A 16,796-nucleotide genomic window follows, 5' to 3' on the forward strand; every position below is an offset into this window, starting at 1 on the left:
AATAGGTTGAAGTATATTATATCAGAAAATTTGTATGAATAATAATCCTAAGGCAATTGCGACTACTGTAGAAACAATCCCCGGCATCATAAAAGAATGATTGAGTATATATTTACCGATGCGGGTTGTTCCTGTGCGATCAAAATTGATAGCCGCGACTACGGTGGGATAGTTCGGAATGAAAAAATATCCGTTCACAGCAGGAAACATGGCTATCAGCATATATGGTGATATCCCCAGAGCAATGCCCAGTGGAACTAAAGCGCGTACTGTAGCTGCTTGGCTGTATAGCAGAATGGACATAACGAACAGAGCAATACCGAACAGCCAGGGCATTTGGCGTACAATGCCTTCAATAGAGGCGGTAAGCTGGGACATATTACCGTTCAAGAATGTATCACCCATCCAAGCGATACCGAAAATAGCAATTACAGCTTGCATTCCGGCAGGAAAAACGGAGCCTTGTGTCGCTTTGATTCCGTCAGTCTTAGTAACCAATAGAATAATGGCTGCTGCTGAAAGCATGATAATTTCTATAATAGCGGACATACCTAAAGTAACCGTTTTTCCATCAATCAGGAATGAGGGGCGCATACCTTCAAATGAACCGAAAAGAACAATGAATGCAGTAGCGAGAATAAATATAAGCACTGAAAGCATGGCGTGGCGCTTATTCTTTACGTCATCAATTTTCACCTTTCTGCCGTTAAAGTAACCTTCTGCCATACGTTTTTGATATTCTGGATCGTCAATTAGCTCTTTTCCTATACGCATGGAGCAAAATGCACCTACCAGTACACCGAGAATTGTTGCCGGGATTGTTATTTTTAATATATCGAATAAAGTGATATCAAATCCGGCAAGGAGACCAAGCAATGCGACTGTGGCTGCCGAAATGGGACTTGCTGTAATGGCTTGTTGTGAGGCAATTACTGCGATGCCTAATGGGCGTTCGGGTCTAATTTTGGTTTCAGTTGCTACTTCGGCTATGACAGGCAGGACAGAGTAAGCAACATGTCCGGTTCCGGCTACAAAAGTAAATAAATATGTGACGATAGGGCTAAGGATAGTTACCTGGGACGGATTTTTGCGCAAGAGTTTTTCAGCTAACTTTACCATATAGTCCAACCCTCCAGCAGCTTGCATACAAGATGCTGCGGAAATAACGGCAGCAATCATTAACATAACATCTATTGGAGGTGCCGTGGGTTGTAGCCCGAATACAAAAGTTAGTATACCTAAGCCTACGCCGCCCATTACTCCGAGACCTATGCCTCCTAAGCGTGCGCCTATGATAATAGCAGTCAGTACAAATAATAATTGTAAGATCATACACTTGTTATTTTAAGATTAGAGAAAGGTTATCTAAGTTTTGATTTGGCTAATTTCTAAAAATATTCTATATATAACAAAAAAAGGGTGGAATAGTTGTATATATTACTTTATATTTTCTAAATAAAATATTTATTAACTTTTTGTTAAGCATCTGCATTTTGGATTGATTTGTTTCTTTTTGATATACTATATATAAAGTTATGTGCATTAATCGTCTGTTATTAAAGTTTGTTAACTAAATATTTGAATGGTGTGTTTACAAAACAATTTGTTATATCTTTGGTTATCCTTTGATGACTATCTGTGAAAACAGTTAATAAATATATATTATGAAAGAGGAACTATCCAAAAAAACTCGTGTCGAGAGTGATTTAATTGGCAGTCGTGAAATACCCGAGTCTGCTATGTATGGAGTACAAACCTTTAGAGGTATTGAGAATTTTCGTATTAGCAAATTTCATCTAAACGAATATCCTTTGTTTATCCACGCTCTTGCTATTACTAAAATGGGGGCGGCTATGGCTAATTTTGAGCTTGGTTTGCTTACCGAGAAACAATCTGATGCCATCTTGAAGGCATGTAATGAAATCCTTGAAGGAAAGCATCATGAGCAGTTTCCGGTAGACATGATTCAAGGAGGAGCCGGAACGACTACCAACATGAACGCCAATGAGGTAATTGCCAATCGTGCTCTTGAAATCATGGGACATAACCGTGGCGAGTATCAATATTGTTCTCCGAATGACCATGTAAATCGCTCACAGTCAACAAATGATGCCTATCCTACTGCTATACATATAGGTATGTATTATACTCACCTCAAACTTGTGAAACATTTTGAGGAATTGATTAACGCGTTCCAGCGTAAAGCGGAAGCGTTTAAACATATTATCAAAATGGGGCGCACCCAGTTGGAAGATGCTGTACCTATGACTCTCGGACAAACATTCAATGGATTCGCCAGTATTTTGCGCGATGAAATAAAGAATCTGAATTTTGTAGCCGAGGATTTCCTTACCGTTAATATGGGAGCTACTGCCATTGGTACAGGCATTACGGCTGAACCGGGATATGCTGAGAAATGTGTGAAGGCTTTAAAGAAGATTACGGGATGGAATATTAAGCTGTCTGATGATTTGGTGGGAGCCACCTCTGATACTTCTTGTTTGGTAGGTTATTCTTCAGCAATGAGAAGGGTCGCTGTGAAGATGAATAAGATATGTAATGACCTTCGTCTGCTTGCATCCGGTCCTCGTTGCGGGTTGGGAGAGATAAATCTTCCCGCTATGCAGCCGGGGTCTTCCATTATGCCGGGCAAAGTGAATCCTGTTATTCCTGAGGTAATGAATCAGATAGATTATAAAGTAATAGGTAATGATCTTTGTGTTGCCATGAGTGGTGAAGCGGCTCAAATGGAACTGAATGCAATGGAACCTGTTATGGCACAATGTTGTTTTGAATCAGCCGATTTGTTGATGAACGGATTCGATACTTTGCGTACTCTTTGTATCGATGGCATTACCGCTAATGAAGAAGTATGCCGCAGATATGTACATGATAGTATCGGTGTAGTTACTGCCCTCAACCCGGTTATCGGTTATAAAAATTCTACCAAGATAGCTAAGGAAGCTCTTGAAACGGGAAAAGGTATTTATGAATTAGTCTTGGAACACAATATTCTTTCCAAAGAAGACTTGGATACGATTCTGAAACCGGAAAATATGGTTAAGCCGGTAAAGTTGGATATAAAACCTAATATCTAAGGGACGGGAATTCTATTAGAAATATGAGTTAAAGATTTACAAAGAGTTTATGTTCTATTTGTTTTGTTATGTCCAATTCCTTTCTTTTGCGATAAAATGTATATTTATGAATTATTAAAATGAGAGGAAAATGAAACAATTCAGATTATTGGTGTTCGGCTTGTTTGCATTGTGCAGTATGATAAGTATGGCACAGGAAGTGGAGGCGGACAATGCCGGTTATATTGTGAAAGTAGGACAGATGGCTCCTGATTTTACCGTAACGTTGACAGATGGTAAGACAGTTAAACTTTCTGAGCTTCGCGGCAAAGTGGTAATGCTGCAATTCACTGCCAGTTGGTGCGGTGTATGCCGTAAAGAAATGCCTTTTATTGAAAAAGATATTTGGCAGAAACATAAGTCCAATCCGAATTTTGTGTTAATGGGTATCGATCGTGACGAACCGCTGAAGAAGGTTGTTGCTTTCGGTAAAGCTACAGGTGTTACATACCCATTGGGATTGGATCCGGGAGCCGATATCTTTGCCAAATATGCGTTGCGTCAGGCAGGTATAACCCGTAATGTTTTAATAGACAAAGAAGGGCAGATTGTAATGCTTACCCGTCTTTACAATCCGGAAGAGTTCTCTTCATTGGTTAAGAAGATTGATGAACTTCTGAAATAAACTTTCTTTCTGACTAAAAAGAGAAACAGGTTCCGGTATGCAGGGACATCATGATATCTTTTCCCTGTACATTATTTTGCATCAACAATTCCTTTCCGTAAATGCGGATTTTGGGCTCAAGAAAAACTTTGAAGCGGCGACTTACTTGATAAGAGGCTTGTAGTCCCGCTTCTCCGCCAATGAAGAAACTATTTTCTTGTTTCAGCCGCATAGATGCCACTATTCCGGCAAATAGCTGTACATCGTATTTACGTTCAGGGTCATATCCCGTCATCAGATTGGTTAGGTTCAGCATATAATCAAGACTTCCGCTCGGCATATTATATTTTGCTTCTCCTTCCTTCAAGTCTACGGAGAAAGGACCGAAATCAATTCCTAAACGAAGTGAGGATAAGGGGGTGAAAATACGTCCTGCCGTGATTATGGCTTGATAATCGAAGTATCGTTTAAGGGCATAACGTTTGACTTGAATCGGAGTGGAAAAACCTATTCCGCCGCTAACAAAGAAAGAGGGTGTGAATACTTCTCGGTTCAGGGAGCGAGCCATACGATTTTCTTCATTGGCACGCTGTATCTCAATACCTATATTGATATTAAACAGATTGTCTGTGTACTTTTTAGCAACGTTTCGTCCTTGTTCTTTTTCACTTGTCTTTAAAGAGTAAGAGGCAAAGGTGGTACGTGGCTCAATAAATAGTGAAATCTCATCGGCGAACCGATATTTGAGTTGAACTCCACCTGTAAAACCTGTATACCCGCCTTTGGCTGGATGATATCCGTTTTCTTTCTTTATGTAACCCAGTTCTCCGCCGGCAAGTATGTTGGCAGAGAAACGAGGATGCAGTTGATGCCCATTGAAAAAGTAAGTTGCGTCCAGCATACCTTCCAGACGCCCGCCTGTATAGGTGGACATTTCATAAAACTCTTCTCCCGGGTTGTCATCTGTTGCGACAATCTCCTTTTTGTGCCATGTATCATCAGACCTGAATCCGGATAACCTTAACCCCAATGCCGGTATCAGCCATTTACCTACTGACAGGCTGAAATGAGGACCGATAGATTTGGTGAGCCCTATCTCGTTAGTCAGACGAGAAGCTTGAAACTGTCCGCCTGCCGCGATACTGATAAAGGTGTTATCCATGAATTTGTCGCCTTCCAAAGTCCGGATTTTGCCAAAAGGTTTCCATGCTTTGAAGCGATAGTTCATACCTACTACTGCACCGTAAGTCATATCATATTTGTGCCAATTTTTTTGGAAAGAATGATCTATCCCGTCAGTCAGGATAGTGAAACGTGGTTCTATATAAAAATCTACATGACTTGTCGGATGCAGCTTTAATTGCATCCCCAAATGTAGTTCGCCTATGTGTTTGGTGGTGCCTGCGAATGATGAGCATTGATAACCAAGCCCAGCTAATGTAGAGAACTCAAAAATTCTTCCGGGATTGTATCCACTGATAAAGGAAGTGACATTTAGCAGATAGTCAGTTTGCAAGCCGATGCGTGTCAGCGTTTCGTTGTCTATCTTTCGGGAGAAGTTTCCCGCCAGTAATGTAGTTCGTAAGGAGTGGGAGGGAGCGAATTGCCAACCGACGGCAATTCCTCCTACCGGTCCTATATTGAAGTCGGCATCGCCGCGCGGTATCATTTTGTCCATTCCTCCCAAAATGGAAATATAGACATTGTTTTTCCACAATGAATCAAAGGGAACGGCATCCGGGTGTTTGTAACGTTTGACAAAAGCGCGTTTTGTCGCATCGAATCCAATATTCGTTGTGTCTTTTTGCTGTGCTGTGGCTGTCAATGCCGTAGTCAGTAGTATTAATCCTGTTAGTAGTCTTCTCATAATTTTCAACTTGAACTTTCAACTCTCAACTTTCACCTTAATAAAGTTTCCAATCTCCCTGGTCGAAGTATTCCATGAATTCTTTGCTGATTTCACCGTCATTTTCGGCAATCTTGTGATATTTGGTCTCCATTTTTATGATTTCATCAAGCATCTTACAGGCTTCGTCAAATGCCAGCGCATTGTCGTAACTCCATTCATATAGTTTGTTGGCGCGTATAAATAGGACGAGTTTTAAGTATTTAGTCAGTGCATTGACTGGCATTTCTTTTAGAATTTTTTCCGCTTCTCGATTGTAAAGGTCAGTTTCCATAGCCATACACATTACTATGTTGTTCATGGGAGATGATGATTTTACCAGTTGGAAAACTTTTTTCCGTTCTTCTGACTCTTTGACGTTAGCTGCACCTCGGTAGTCATAATATCCGCCGAGGCAGTTGGCAAAAGCCTTTATCATTTGGAAACGTTCCGTATCGGGCAATAACCCGGCCAATATACTTGCGTCATCAAAATTATAGGCGCGTATGTACATGGCCAGTTGATTGGCTACGACAACTTCGGGATTTACTTCTGTTTCTATAACACTGATACCATCGTTGAAACGATCAACAAGGTTCACCTTACGTGTAATGTCTACCAATGGTTTCAAAACTTCTATATCGAATGTATCTCGGCGCAACAATGCTATGGCAAGGTTGTTTGCGGCCAAAATCCAGGGCTTTTCTTTCCCTTTCAGATCATAGGCCATTGTTTCCTTATAAGCGCGACGGAATATTTTTTCCGCTTCTTTCGGGTCTTTAACCATTTGGAAAAGGTGCCAGTATTCGTATCGGGTGAATTGTTTTTTCCCTTCACGATAGTTTGGATCGTTTTGGTAGCGGTCCAGAATTTCATCCGGATTCAATTCCCGGAAAATCTCGTGTTTATATTCATATTGGACGGTACGTAGTCTTGGCAACCGTTCTTTTATGGTTGTTGCGTAGTAAGGGAGACGTGAAATGGTAGCAAACTGGGCATCTGGATTTTTAAATTTCTTTGTGACGGCACGTATTTCTTCGGCCTCATTCAATAAAGAATCCTGTTCCAGCAAGTCTGCCACTTCGTCCCATGTTGCTACACGCGTCTCAGTGGGATGTTTGTATACACGCTTCCATTTTTCGGCAGGGATTACAGAAGTTATCTGTTGAAGAGCAAAGTTCGTACGTTCCTTTGCCAATGCGAGATTGCTGGCATACCGACCTTCGGGGGATGATACACCTGTAATCTTGAATTCTTTCAGTGTAGTACCTTCTCCATTGATGATTTCCAGCAAATTGTTTTTTAGTTTGTTCATCTGCAGCTCGTTATTCGGGTCTTCCGGATCAAGCTGTGCTTTGCCTACAAGAAAGGTGAGTGAGATATTTCCGGCTGTATTCCGTCGTTCACGACGCGGAGTCTCTTTATATTTATTGGGATCCAGTGCAAAGTCCGGAAAAGAGAATTCCAGAAACTGCAAAGGGCGTTTAATTTTGCAGGTGGTTAGTTTCCATTCGTCTTGATAGGTGGGATGTGTATAATCTGCGATAATAACTTTGGTTAGTACACTGTAGATACGGCGCGGATCGGGTACGGGTACGGAATCTTTAACTATCAGGTCAAAACGTTCCTCATTCAGTGCACGTCGTTGGTTGATGAAAGGTGCCAGTATATCATTCTTCATGTTATATGCCATACGTCTGTCTTGCGTCAATCCGTATTCTACACCGTCTATTACAGTAGGGTCTATATATCTTACTGTATCTTCTGTGGTACAGTCCAGTACGTAGGGTTGCATGATGAGCCGGCGGTTTGCAGCTCCGTAATTGTTGGGAATAGTGACGGAGTTGTCTACAATGAGTTTGTTGCCCACTATTTTTCCGGCTACCGGCTTGGGTTGCGGGCGCTTACTTTCTGCTACGACTTCTACTTCATCCAAGGCAATGCCGCCATCGATGGAGAGGTCGATGGTTTGTTTATAATTTACTTCCAGCAGTTCGCTTTTCATGGCTACGCGGAAGATGAGAGCGCCATTTTCTGCTACTCGTATTTCATAATATCCGTCCGGACCGGCCACAGCATCTGCATCAGACATCATAGTACCGCCACCGCCTTCCAGTTGTTTAAGTGCGTCGCGTGCTGCGGCTACGGTGTTGAAAGCAAAAACATAGACTTTCTCGGTTACAGGAAACGGGCGTGCTTTTTTTTCTCCTTCCGGCAAGTTCAGTACTTTACCGGATACGATAGATATTTGTTGCGCCATGACTGGTGCGGAAGCCATATACATCATTGCGGCGCAAAGAGCTAATGTCTGGATGAAACTTCTCATGGCGATGTTTTTTATTTGAGAATATATGATATGGAAATTCCTATTTTAATAGGTAACAGTTTATAGCCGGTGGCGTTAGCGTGTGCGGTTCCATTCTCTTGATAGTCTTCATAGTTATCGTTGACGTAATATTGTTTTTGTCTGAAATAGACAGCTCCGAAGCCGCCGTAACATTCTATGTTGAGACGTTTGTTCAGGTTGAAGCAATAGCCGAAGGTTATACCTGCTCCGGCTGCGTCTCCTTGATAAATGTGGCGTCCCCAAGTGATGTCGTAGGATGCGCCGAGAGCGGCTACGCCGATAAACTCGCGGGTCATGGGGCGACCGTTGAACCAATAACGGTATTCCGGCTGAAAGCCTATCATTTTGGCTTTGTTGCCATAGATATTGATTGAACCGAAAGCGGAAAGGTCTATACTACTCCGTTCGCCTACGACAAATTCGCAACCAACATTGGGCATCATGGCAGCAAGCATCAGTCCATTGGTTTTTACGGCTACTTGTTGGGAGTGCAAGGCGGGTAGGCTGCAAAGCAGCAGCAAGAGGAGCACACCGCGTATGGGGATAGTATAGTAGTGTCTTAGCATAAGTGTTTTTTAGTTAGTAGTATCAAAAGTATGTTCTTCCTTAGTGTTCCACGTATCGTCCAGAGTAGCCTGAACATCGGTACTTGGATTGAAATTAATTTTTATGGCTGTAATGTAGCCTGCTGTCAGGTTTATGCCTTTACCGGCTGTAGTGGCATTGAAGGCTTCATACTCTTTCCCGTTTACTTTGATTTGAATTCTCTTGATAGCATTGGTGCCGGGCAGTACACTATGTTTGCTTTGTGGAGCGACAGTTTTTTCAATTGTAGATACACCGATGAATTCTCCCCCGTTAGGAAGTATCTCTGTGCATATTTCTGTCTTACCGGTATCGGCAGAAATTATCACTCCGTCACGTACATTCATATATCCATGCTGGTGTTCACTGAAAGTTGTGATAATCTCTTGTAGTTGATATTTGCCTTCATTGCCACTTTGGGTTTCGACTGTAATTTGCAGTTGGGCCATTTTGTGGTAAAAGGGTAAGGCAAGAGTTATCTGTGAACGGTCGTTTGTAGCACCTTCAATTCTTTCAATAGTGTGCGAAGCTGTAGCGTGAAGCGGATCTGTCTGGGCATTTGCCCACTTGGCATCTGTTGTTCCGCTAAGTCCGCCTTTCACTCTGATAAGTACTTCATTGCCTTGACGGTACAATTCTGTGTCGTCGGTATATGGGTAATATCCGTACAAGTATGCTGTAATCTTTCCATAGCCTGGAGGAAAATAGATATGTCCGTCACCGGATAACTTGCCATTGGTATTGGTAAAGGCAAAATTATCCACATAAGGTTGATTATTGAAAGAACCGTCTTGCGTTCGTAAACCAAATACTCCGACTTGTTTTGTACCGTCTTTGAAAGATGTCTCGTCTACAAAGTCGTTTCGGGTTATAATAGAGGCGCTTACTTGCATGACATTGGCGCTCAAAAGAATCTCCACCGGCTCCTCCCCGTTATTTGGGGAAGGAGTCTGTGAATTTTCTTGTTCACACCCTGTCAGCAGCAGGAGTATGATACTAAAGAGATACGATATGTTTACTCGTTTGCTCATTTACATAAATGTTTGTTGAATATGTTTTTATTCAATATCTACATCTACATTTTCGTCACTTTTGTTCCAATCTTTCAGACTTGCATCAATAAATATTGCTTGTAAAGCATAGACACCGATGCGGATATCATATTCGCTTCCTGCAACGAAAGGATTGTTGTTCGCTAATTTGATAGGTAAAGTAACGGATTGAATTTGAGGTGTAGCCCCGGCCAAGTTTGCTATAATGTTCAGTGTGATGGTGTAGTTGTTTTGAGGTCTTACCATCAGATAACCGGCGGATATGTAAGGCGTTTGTACTAATTCTTCGTTTGTCTTGTAGAGTTGTGGTGCAATGACATCTTTGGTTGTAGCGTCTATTGTTTTTTTATCCCAGAGATTGGTTGTTGTACCATCCACGGTGAATGTTGCATCAGGATTAGCTTTAATCATATCTAATGCAGCCGTGCTGGCATCATTCCATTCTAACTCTCCTGTAGATACTTTCAAGTTTGCCTGGTTGGAAATATCGGTCATTACAATGTCACTGATTCTTAGTTTTGCAGCTTCTACACGGTCGTTATATGGTATGTCTGTACCGTCAGCCTGCTTCTGTGCTGTGATAATCTGAAAGTTGAGTTTTGTTAACTTATGGTCAAATGATATACTTGGAATAAACGGGTGCTTCTGATTTTTTGCAATTGTGCTATTTTGGTCTATAATCCAATTGCTGTACTTAATCTTACGGATATATTTGGCATTATACCCATTCAGACTCAGTCCGGTGGTAGGAGTGAGATTCTTTTCATCTTCATATAATGAGGTAATAACGGGAGCGGGAGTTGATACACCGGTTATAATATCATCATCACCGATCAGGCCGCTGAACTCTACATATACTTCTCCATTGGTGATTTTTACTTTGCTGTCATCTTGTCGAGGAAAATACCCATGGAAATTATAATTTTGCGCACCTTGCATCGGATAGTAGTATACAGCCCCATCAGTTGTAGCTTTAGGATCAAAAAGGGTTAATCTTTTTACGGTAGTTCCGTGTACCTCTGTATCGTACGGATCATTTGTAGTACCTTTAGCTTTTACATTCATCAGAATGCAGTTGTTGTTTGATGCCTCAGTACTCCAGTTGGTTATATCATCAGCTGTATAGGTTGCACCTTGAGCCAGAGCAAAAATTCCTAAATTATCCAATACAGTGATATCAGTACCGGTAATAACGCCCGTACCGCGAGTGATGATTGCCGATGGTGTACTAAGTGCCCCTAATTGTACAACGACTTCTCCGTTGGGACCTTCGAAATCATTTTCAGTTACAGTTTGTTCCGGTTCTTGTGAATCTTGATTGGTTGTAGGATCATCATTTTTAGAGCAGGCGGCAAAAAGTGCGGTTACTGCCAATGCCAAAATCCATATATTCTTTTTCATAATTATAATGAGTATTTAGTAAAACGTATTTATTATATCTCTACATAAAGTGTATGTTTGTATCTTTCATTTGTTTTATTATTATTTCCCGCATTACCTTGCTGATAGGTTTTTGCGAGTGAACAAGAAAGATTATTTGGCGAGGTGAAATAAGTTCCACCTCGCCAGGGTGTTTTTGATGTATTTTTTATTTGAGTGATGATAATAGAGTGTACTACTTATACAATCAAATAATAAATGTAAATGTTACGGATTAACTTTATTGAATTCGTCATCTTCAGGATTTACTTCAACATCATCACCAGAAATCCATCCCGTTAGCTCAGCAGTGACCTCAATGGGTTGATTGCCGTATACGGTAACGTTAATATTGTATGATTTTCCAACGGCAAAGATAAAGTTATCACCAATCTTGTCTGTTGAAGGTATGCTTTTGGGTTGTCCGTTGCTTCCATCAGTATATGCCGGGTTGGGCATAGTTTTGGGAGCATTAACTGTTGTTTTAAGGCTTGATACTTTCCATTTGTAAACGGGATTGGTAGGTGCACCTTCAGTCGTGCCCTGACCATCATTCGTCATGACATACTGCATGACCTTTATTTCAATGTTAAAGCTTGATTCGTTAGACAAAATCATCATACTTTCACCTATGGCTGTTGCAGCACCTGCTGGTCCATTGGCAGGAGCAATTGGAGTTAATGCTACCAATTTTTTTGCAGTATTAGTTTCAGTTTTATCACGTTCCATGAGGGTGAATTCTGCTGTAGCTTCTCCTGTTCCTGCTAATACAGGACCGGCAGCGGGAGTGAATGTTAAAGAAATTCCACTCTTTTGTCCGGTAACTTTGATACTCTTAATATAAACAGCACCATCTGTTTTTTCAACTTCTCCATCATAAGTTGGTGTTGTACTTGCATCGTACTCTCCGTCCGCAATCTCACCAGCTGCAAAAGTAGGAAAATAATGAGCTGCTGTTGCGTTAGCTTTATAATAATCCAATCCAGCCTTTTCTTCTCCGGCTCTAACATGGAACTTCAAGCGAGACATCAAATGTTTGAATATTAAAGTTGGCTGAACACCTCTACGAGCAGCATAAGAACTATACGCTTTGGCTAATTCTGTACCTAATAAAGTCAAGTCGGCTGAGTTAGCCGGGTCTGTAATAGCGCTATTATTATCATTCCTTTCTATCGTTTTATTGGCAACTACTTGATATTTATAGGTTTCTCCCGTAGCTGTAAGTGCATTATTAATTAGTTTTATACTATCTTCAGATGAAAATTTAGTTGTTGCTGCCATAATATCATTAGTTCCATCAATCGTGGCTGTAACAATAATACTGCCTACTGTATTTCTATCTTCGATAGGAGCTTGATCTGTGTCCATATGATACCCATAGAAGTCAAATTTTCCCTGCATGGGATAATATTTAACGTTACCGGTATTGAATTTTATAAATCCGGATCCGGCACCGGTCGGTGCAGTGAAAGTTTCACCAGCAAAAATATTGGCACCGTTGTCTTGTGCATCTGTCATAGTTCCTTGAGCCACCATCAATATTTGAAGGGCTTGCCCTTTCCAAATATTTGCTGCATTATTGGTAGATAAGTCACCTACGCTACCTGTACCTCTTGTTGCAATAATGGTCGGGTTTCCAATTCCTAATTGGATTGCTGCCGGAGTTGTGTCATCAATTACTTCCGGAACGGTCGGATCAGTCGGATCGGTTGTTGTCCCCGGATCATTGTCTTTTGAACAGCTGCTCATCAATGCGATGGCCAATGCTGCATAGAAAAATTGCTTTTTCATAATCATTAAATTTTAATTAATAAATCAATTTATATAATTCTCTTTTTATAGTTTCATTCAAACATATCTTCTCCATCTACTTCAATATCGCCACCGTTCTCCCAGCCCTCTATTTCGACTTTGATTTCCATTTCTTCCGGACCGGAAATAGTGATATTTATGGTATATCTCCAACCCGCCAGGAATCCATAAGAAGATTGGGAGCTGTTTTTGACCATATCTTTTAGCGGATAAGTGAGTGTATAGGGATAATGGTCATCCCATACCTCCGGATTATCCTGTATCTTCGTACGTGCTTCGGCTTCGACGATAAGTACTGCACTGTTGGATGGCGGTACAAGTAGTGAAGTTCCTTTCAGTGATGGTATAATTTCGGTCATTCCTATTTTCAATTCTCGTGGCTCGAACCGGCTGCCGTCTGCTTCTTTTAGTTCGAGCCGGTGCGTTCCCGCCTTTTCATTGAAGCTGACGCCTATTTGCGAGAAGTCATGTCCGGCAACGGTGAATTTTCCTTTGTAAATGCTTTCGATACCGATACTCTTTATCATGACATCCTGTCTCATGTTAGCCTTAATGTTAAATCGTACGTGTGCAAGTTGATGACGCAGGTTGAATACGGGAGTGATGTTACGACGAGCTGTGTAAGTACTGTAATAGTATTTCATTACATTATTCCTTTCCTCCTCCGGCATGGCGGCTATATTGGTTTTCTCGTCTTCCGTCAGTTCTGCAACAGCAGATATTAAGTCTTGTGAACCATCTACCGCCACTTCAAAACTGATACCTTGTTCATTGCGGGTAAAGTTACGGTAGGTTCCGGGTAAGAAATCTGCATCACTGTTGCTTGCGGCTTGTTTAAGGTCATCTATGTAATATGCGAAAAAGTCGAAAGGTGTCACCGTTGACAATTGGCTGTACATAGGTTGGTCATTCTCATCCTGCCATTGGGCAAATGAGGTGACACTTGTATAGCTGGCTTTTTTCCCGTGCATATTAAGGCTGGCATCTTGTCCTTGTATACCCGTACTTCCGTCTATGAGGCAAATCTCTTTGTCACTCTCTCGTGTAATACCATAATTCATGCCTCCTTTGGGAGTGTCAGAACGGAATGCATAAACATGGAAGTCGGCATTCTCCAATTTCTCCAGATAGCCTTCGTCATCAGGGGAAAGCGCGCCTTGCCCACGCGTCAGTATGGTATAATTAGGTGGATTGAAAGCAATCATAACAGGGAGTGCTTCGTTGTAGTCATCGTCAATGCCGGAGTCCGGTTCCGGGTCCACCACATCAGTTTCGGTAGGCGTTTCGTCTCCCGTAAACAGGTTTCCGCAGCTGCACAGCAACATGAGCAGGAAGCCTAAATAAATGTGTATGGCCTTTCTATTATATAGCATTCCGTAATTATTACATTTCTATATCTATGTCGTCATCTTTATCTTGATCCTCCCAGGTATTTTCGTCCTTATGGTCGATTATTTCCTGTGAATCTATTTCCAGCATAGTTCCCATTTCTATTACTACCGGTTTTTCTTGGTAGCGCAAATAGCTTTTGCCATTTTCCCTCTGTTCTATCAATTGTGCGTCGACTAAAGTTTGTCGGGGATTGCCCGCTGCATAGAAAAAGCGTTTTAATAAAGTTTTATTATCTCCCGGCTTCGGGACAGAGGCCTTTACCGCTATTTGCAGGATTCCTTGCCCTACAAGCAGATTTTCTTTGGGGCTGGGCACTATTCCCATGGTATAAAATGTGGTAGAGTATGTGCTGACATCTCCGTTGGTTTCTATCTGTAAGTTGTCGAATGAGAAAACCATGCGGTAAAGACGGTCTGTATCCAAATAAGCGTCGGCAATATTGAGGCGTCCGCACACTCCTGATATTTCTGCTACAACCTGTTCTATATTAATCTCATTTTTAAGGGTTCCGGCCTTTTTGACACTGAACTTCACTTGTATTTCCTGGCTCACCGGCTGCATATCGAAATGAAGCACTTGGGGCTGTCCGGTTTCTATAGTGACGTCCTTGTTTATTCCGTAGAAGATGCGTCCCGGATTTTTGATATATCTATAAGTCGGATTAAAGTCGGGTAGGTTAAGCCCTTGCAATTCTTTTATATCATCGCGTGAGGTCTCAAGCATATGCAGATAGAGTGTATCTACTGTGGCCTCCGGATGGGTGAGGTAACAGTTTAGACTATCAATAACCAACCTGTCGTGGGTATTGATGGCAAAAACTTTGTATTCGCCGCCTTTCAGACGGAATGGGATAGGGGCGTCGCTTGTTTCATCGGAGACGATTGGTGCTGATATACCGTTTATCACACTGTTCTTTTCTTCTCCGGTTTCGGAAATACCATGCGCGCGCCAAGTATTGAGAATCCGGCTTGCTACGATATTCATCTGACCGGGTTTTTCATTATCATATTTTCCCCAATTGAACTGCGCTTGGATAGTTGCGGCATGCGGATGCTCTGTCTCCGGACAGAGCTCTACTGAGGTGCAGGCAAAGATACCGCACAGCAGACTGAGAGTTAGATATGTCAGTACTTTGTGCTTCATCATTCATCCTCCTTCTTGGGCGAAGTTGCTTCTCCCTGAACAGTTTCTGTATCTTCTTTGGTAGCTTCGGCTTTCGCCTTCTTATTCTTTTTCTTTTTCTTTTTTTCGGTGCGCTTGGATATTTTGGTAGAATCTTGTACTTCAGATTTTTGTTTCAGTTGTTCTTCACGTACTTTCAATGCTTTGCGTATCGATTTTTCTTGTTCGGAAGTGAGGCTGTCACTAAGCTGTATTCCTAAAGAATCTGCAACTTCTTTACGCAGTTTGTCGGCAGCTTCTTTTAGAGCAAGTTCTTTACGCTCTTGCTGCATTAATTTCCATTGCTTCAGTTCTTCTTTATTGAGTAAACTGTCCGGACGGCTGAAACCCTGCTTGCGTACAGCATTATTAATGGAGTCGATGCGCTCGCGCATTTTGTTTATCTTTTCGTTGAGTGCCTGACGGGCAAAGTCACGTAGCTGTACCCGGCGGTAGACCGATTCTTTGTATTTGCTGCCCGCGGACATAAACCGATAGACGAAAGCTACACGTAAATCTGTTATCAGGGGGAAAGGCACGATGTGCCCGCCTTTGCATTTCTCGGCTATGCGTGGGTAGCATCCGCTTTCCGCGTCGTGAGTGTAGACGTCATAAGAGGTGTATAACAGTCCGATAGAACCGCCCATTTCAATGTCGATGTAGTTATTGCGATAGCCATAAAGCGGAGCAGTATAGCCTACGCTGATACCGGCGCCATAGGCATTGCCCTGTTTACCTTCCTTACCTATCTTGAAATTGTAGCTGGCGGCATTGACGTAAACTCCCCAGTAATAGGCTCGCTCCTGACGCGGATTTTCACGTTGGGTGGTGAATATTTGTTCTTTAAGGCGTGTCATCAGATTGGCATCTTTGGTAACACCGCCTCTTTTGCGGGTACGAAAATACTGACGCCACTCTACCCGTGCATCGAATACGTTGAAGATAAGGGAAGGAGTGTATTTCTGCGAGGTGTTCCAATTCCACTTTAGGTTGGCTCCAATCGTACGCTTGTTTCGAATCGTGTTGCCTAAGTCAAATTCCACACCAATATTAGGGATGGTCAATAACCAATCAACAGCATTTGTCTTGATACCCCAGCGGTCTTTAAAAGATATTAATTCTGCTTTCGCATCATCTTTTTTGCCGCGTTGTACCTGGGCATATGTGTTATTCAAAGTTATTGATATAAGAAAATACACTACAGTTCTTCTAAACAAAAAAAAGTAGTGATTTTTTTTATGCTTTTGTGATAAAATCACTTTTCTTCAAAAATATTATTTGTTCGTTTGCTGCCTCAAAAATATATGTAAAGAACGTAAAAACAAAGTTTTCTATTAACTTTTTTTATCAGTAAGCGATTTTTTAACACTGTATAGCTAATAACTGTTCTCGTTGAATAATT

12 protein-coding genes are annotated in these 16,796 nt (G+C 41.7%); 2 read left to right on the forward strand and 10 right to left on the reverse strand.

Features of this window, described 5'->3' with window-relative positions:
- Positions 1-21: 21 nt before the first annotated feature.
- Positions 22-1,332 carry an anaerobic C4-dicarboxylate transporter family protein gene (locus tag KG118_RS06565; RefSeq protein ID WP_117711446.1) on the reverse strand — a complete coding sequence of 437 codons (1,311 nt, stop codon included), beginning with the start codon at positions 1,330-1,332 and terminating at the stop codon, positions 22-24.
- Positions 1,333-1,664: 332 nt separating this feature from the next.
- Here KG118_RS06565 and KG118_RS06570 point away from each other — a divergent pair, with 332 nt between their 5' ends.
- Both KG118_RS06570 and KG118_RS06575 read left to right on the forward strand, forming a co-directional pair.
- Positions 1,665-3,098, forward strand: a complete 1,434-nt coding sequence (locus KG118_RS06570; protein WP_117711447.1) for an aspartate ammonia-lyase — start codon at positions 1,665-1,667, stop codon at positions 3,096-3,098.
- 130 nt (positions 3,099-3,228) lie between these two features.
- The gene (locus tag KG118_RS06575) at positions 3,229-3,762 is read left to right on the forward strand and encodes a TlpA family protein disulfide reductase (RefSeq protein WP_117711448.1); all 534 of its coding nucleotides are present in this window, start codon (positions 3,229-3,231) and stop codon (positions 3,760-3,762) included.
- A 13-nt stretch (positions 3,763-3,775) separates the two neighbouring features.
- On the opposite strand, the gene KG118_RS06580 is transcribed toward KG118_RS06575, so the two are convergent.
- From KG118_RS06580 to KG118_RS06620, 9 genes are all read right to left on the reverse strand, one after another.
- Entirely contained in the window at positions 3,776-5,608 is a 1,833-nt protein-coding gene (locus KG118_RS06580) for an outer membrane insertion protein (RefSeq protein WP_117711483.1), read from the reverse strand.
- A gap of 37 nt (positions 5,609-5,645) precedes the next feature.
- Entirely contained in the window at positions 5,646-7,952 is a 2,307-nt protein-coding gene (locus tag KG118_RS06585) for a hypothetical protein (protein ID WP_233514881.1), read from the reverse strand.
- An 11-nt stretch (positions 7,953-7,963) separates the two neighbouring features.
- Positions 7,964-8,539, reverse strand: coding sequence for a DUF3575 domain-containing protein (locus KG118_RS06590; protein ID WP_117711450.1), 576 nt, complete (start codon positions 8,537-8,539; stop codon positions 7,964-7,966).
- 9 nt (positions 8,540-8,548) lie between these two features.
- Positions 8,549-9,589 (reverse strand): fimbrillin family protein, encoded by a 1,041-nt coding sequence (locus tag KG118_RS06595; RefSeq protein ID WP_117711451.1) that lies wholly within the window; start codon positions 9,587-9,589, stop codon positions 8,549-8,551.
- A 27-nt stretch (positions 9,590-9,616) separates the two neighbouring features.
- Positions 9,617-11,011 (reverse strand): fimbrillin family protein, encoded by a 1,395-nt coding sequence (locus KG118_RS06600; RefSeq protein WP_213388383.1) that lies wholly within the window; start codon positions 11,009-11,011, stop codon positions 9,617-9,619.
- Between the two features lie 246 nt (positions 11,012-11,257).
- On the reverse strand, positions 11,258-12,820 hold the full coding sequence (locus tag KG118_RS06605) for a hypothetical protein (protein WP_158561017.1): 1,563 nt from the start codon (positions 12,818-12,820) through the stop codon (positions 11,258-11,260).
- A 53-nt stretch (positions 12,821-12,873) separates the two neighbouring features.
- Complete coding sequence (locus tag KG118_RS06610) at positions 12,874-14,214, reverse strand: fimbrillin family protein (protein WP_117713231.1); 1,341 nt, start codon at positions 14,212-14,214, stop codon at positions 12,874-12,876.
- 10 nt (positions 14,215-14,224) lie between these two features.
- Positions 14,225-15,379, reverse strand: coding sequence for a DUF5119 domain-containing protein (locus KG118_RS06615; protein ID WP_117713232.1), 1,155 nt, complete (start codon positions 15,377-15,379; stop codon positions 14,225-14,227).
- The gene (locus KG118_RS06620) at positions 15,376-16,653 is read right to left on the reverse strand and encodes a DUF3575 domain-containing protein (protein WP_213388385.1); all 1,278 of its coding nucleotides are present in this window, start codon (positions 16,651-16,653) and stop codon (positions 15,376-15,378) included. The genes KG118_RS06615 and KG118_RS06620 overlap by 4 nt, the downstream gene beginning before the upstream one ends.
- Positions 16,654-16,796: the final 143 nt, after the last annotated feature.

The organism is Bacteroides propionicigenes (genome assembly GCF_018390535.1).
Lineage (GTDB): Bacteria > Bacteroidota > Bacteroidia > Bacteroidales > Bacteroidaceae > Bacteroides > Bacteroides propionicigenes.